The organism is Butyrivibrio sp. (genome assembly GCF_024699075.1).
In genome coordinates, this window is record NZ_JAILQF010000327.1 from 1 (window position 1) to 2041 (window position 2041).

The 2041-nt window shown below is 38.8% G+C and carries 4 protein-coding genes; all 4 read right to left on the bottom strand.

Annotation, left to right across the window (positions count from 1 at the left end; translation table 11 throughout):
* Positions 1 to 522, bottom strand: a 522-nt coding sequence (locus tag K6G87_RS13220) for an SOS response-associated peptidase (protein WP_296838182.1), incomplete at its 3' end; no start/stop codon positions are given.
* Between the two features lie 9 nt (positions 523 to 531).
* Positions 532 to 834, bottom strand: a complete 303-nt coding sequence (locus tag K6G87_RS13225) for a Dabb family protein (protein WP_296838184.1) — start codon at positions 832 to 834, stop codon at positions 532 to 534.
* A gap of 258 nt (positions 835 to 1092) precedes the next feature.
* Entirely contained in the window at positions 1093 to 1320 is a 228-nt protein-coding gene (locus tag K6G87_RS13230) for a hypothetical protein (protein WP_296838186.1), read from the bottom strand.
* 72 nt (positions 1321 to 1392) lie between these two features.
* A partial coding sequence (locus K6G87_RS13235; protein ID WP_296838188.1) for an MBL fold metallo-hydrolase occupies positions 1393 to 2041 on the bottom strand: 649 nt, incomplete at its 5' end.

Sequence of the window (2041 nt, forward strand, 5' to 3'; positions counted from 1 at the left end):
GTCGATCATAAGAGGCATGCGGTCATGTACCCTGATCATTGACTCATTGGCAGAAGTTGTAAGTATCACAAATGAATCCTTATTGTCTGATAGTTCATAAAAGCCTGCAAGATATATAGGCTTTTTGTCTTTTTTGTAAAAAGACACTTTGTTCTTGTCCCTATCCCATTCGTAGAAACCAGCTGCCGGTATCACTAGCCTTCTTCGTTCTATACCATCAGTAAACATTTTCTTACTAAAGACAGACTCGCACCTTGCGTTGATAATAAGCTTTTTGTCCTTAAAAGACAGGCCCCAAAACATATTTGAGATAGTGATCTTCTTATCTTCTGCGTTATTATTTGCAGAATCCTCAACTTTTTTTATCTCAGAATCTGCACCGTTTCTAACTGCAGAAAGGACAACAGGGCTCATCCCGGGAGTGATATCACCTTCGCTTATAGTCACTGATCCGGGTTCAAGACCAAGCTCATTTTCAACTTCATATGAAGTTCTTGAATAGGTATAATCTCTTCCGCACATTTAAAATTATCAAACCTCAAAATCGAGACAGCTTCTAAGCTTTGTATAAGGTCTTACCTTAGAATCAGCAACAGCTACATGCTCAGGATGTACTGCATAGTTCTTAAGGGCATCTTCACTTTCAAAAGAAGAATCAAGCATAAGATCAGCATTTGATGATGCAAGGCCGTCTATATATACCTTAATATCTACTATTCCGGGGACTTTGCCTTTTAAGCCTTCAAGCCCCTCTTTAATATTTTTCTTGATTTCTTCTTTTTCTGAAGATGATAATTCGTCCTTTAAAGTCCATAAGATTACGTGTTTGACCATTTTGAGTTCTCCTTTTTTATCTAAGTTCCATAAGCATTTACAGGACGTAACTTCGACATGTTCAGAAATACAGGGATGTATTTCTATGTCGGTAATTACAGGATGTAACTTCGACATGCATAGAAATACAGGGACGTATCTCTATGTCAGTACTAATGATACCAACTATTCCACCTGTTACAACCAAATAGCATTTTTACGCTACTGTCACTATATGACAAAGCCGCGGCCATTATAATAGTCGCGGCTTTGAAATTATTACTTACCGAATATTCCACCTGCAAGATTTTTGATATCGCCAAGATCAAGCTTGCCATCAGCTACTGTTGCCTGAATCTTCTTGATGTCGTCTTCATCCACATTAATGTTGGCCTTCTTCAAAAGCTCAACACCCTGCTTAGGATCAACCTTTGCAATCTGCGCCATCAGTTCCTTGTTGCCACTGATCTTCTTGATGATCTCAGTGATGTCTAAACCATTTCCCATTTTCATGTCCTCCATTCTTGTGAATAATATAGGTATAAAAAATACCTTTTGAAAACATATGCATTTCTTAAATCAGCTAAAATACTGGATTTTCTCAACAACCTTTGCAGGAGACTTGATAAGTGATTCAAAAGTTTTGGCATCATCTTTATTGCCAACTATGCTTCCATAATGAGTAGGAATAACATACTCAGGCCTTATTATGTCGGTGAGCTCCGCAGCTCTTTTTGCATCCATAGTATATGTACCGCCTATCGGCACAAGAGCTATATCGCACTTAACATTTTTAGCCTCCTTGGTAAGACCCGTATCGCCTGCGACATATATACTCTTACCATCAAGCTTTACTATATATCCAACCCACTCTGCGCGTCTTGGGTGAAAAGGCTTTAAAGTGTTATAAGCTGGCACAGTCTCAACTTCGAGACCATTTATCGTGCGGTAATTCCCCGGCTTAAGACCTATAACTTCTTTGACCTCGCGCTCAAATTCCATCGCGTCATCTATCATGCTTTCAGGTGCTACCAAAATAGTGGTATCCTTGATGACCTTCCTTATATCCTCAGCAGAAAAGTGATCGTAATGATCATGTGTTATAAACACATAATCTGCGTCATGAGGCGCTTCCTTCATCTGAAAGGGGTCAAAATATACAGTTGCAAACTCTCCCCTTATTCTAATACTACTGTGAGTAAATACATCAATTTTATCAAGCATCAAT